This is a genomic window from Alcanivorax sp. 1008 (assembly GCF_020667895.1).
In the GTDB taxonomy this organism is placed as follows: domain Bacteria; phylum Pseudomonadota; class Gammaproteobacteria; order Pseudomonadales; family Alcanivoracaceae; genus PGZG01.
This window is the reverse complement of record NZ_JAFMPS010000073.1, coordinates 1-1130: the sequence shown is the minus strand read 5'-3', so window position 1 is coordinate 1130 and position 1130 is coordinate 1. Positions and strand designations below refer to the sequence as shown.

Genomic DNA, 1130 nt, shown 5'->3' with positions numbered 1-1130 from the left:
TATTCACGGTAAGGATGAAGCGATTCACGCCGCCGAATCAGCCCGTCGGGCGGGCTTCGATAACTTCAATCTTGATCTGATGCATGGTTTGCCGGGGCAGAGCAGGGCACAGGCATTAGATGATCTGGAGCAGGCCATCGCGCTTGGTCCGACTCATCTGAGCTGGTACGAGCTGACCATCGAGCCGAACACCGCCTTTTACAGCAACCCGCCGGTGCAGCCCGACAGCGACGAGATGGCAGATACCGAGGAGGCCGGTTTCGCCCTGCTGGGTCAGCACGGTTTCCAACGCTACGAGATCTCCGCCTTTGCCCAACCGGGCCGGCGCTGCCGCCATAACCTCAATTACTGGCAATTCGGTGACTATCTGGGCATCGGCGCCGGCGCCCACGGCAAGCTCACCGATGCCGACGGCCGTATCCAGCGTTACCAGAAAACGCGGCTACCAGAGCACTATCTGGCCGGCGACAAGCGCACCCGACAGCAGCGCTGGCTGGAACCGGACGAGCTGCCGATGGAGTATTTTCTCAACACCCTGCGGCTGATCGAGGGCGCCCCGGCCAGCCTGTTCGAGGCCCGTACCGGGCTGGCGCTGGACACCCTGTCAGCCACCCTGGCATCCCTCCGTAGCAAGCAGTTACTTACCCCAGAGGCCAGTAGTATAAGGTGCTCGGCTCTGGGCATCCGTCATCTGAACCGGGTGCTGGAAGCCTTCTGACGCCGGCCCGGCAGCATCATGCAGGGCCGGAACGCGACCGCCAATCAGCGCGGATTCCGGATAAAGAACTCTATCAGCTTGCGGCCGGTTTCCATATTGGCATAGCAGACAATCCAGCTGTTGTAGTCATTCGCTGCGTGACAGTGACCAAACAACGGTATGGTGCTGCCGCTGTGACGGATGGTTTCCAGAATCCGGTCTCCGGCCGTAAACCGCTGGTGGTGATGACGCCCCTTGCGTTGCAGCCCGCTCCAGGTGAACACCCAGTTCGGACGACTGTAGCCGGGGTCGTTGACGATCGCCCGCGTGGTGACTCCACCCTGAGCCAGAAATGCCGCTTCGGCCTCAGGGATGCCATTTGGTGCGGCAAAGTCGCCATCTCCGATAATCAGCATCATCGGCTTGTCGATGG

General features: G+C 61.1%; 2 protein-coding genes. One reads left to right on the top strand and one right to left on the bottom strand.

Annotated features, from left to right (window positions below):
* Positions 1-718: coproporphyrinogen-III oxidase family protein (locus tag J1C54_RS16280; protein ID WP_370635689.1), on the top strand; the 718-nt coding region annotated here is incomplete at its 5' end.
* Between the two features lie 44 nt (positions 719-762).
* On the opposite strand, the gene J1C54_RS16275 is transcribed toward J1C54_RS16280, so the two are convergent.
* Positions 763-1130: hypothetical protein (locus J1C54_RS16275; protein ID WP_229150000.1), on the bottom strand; the 368-nt coding region annotated here is incomplete at its 5' end.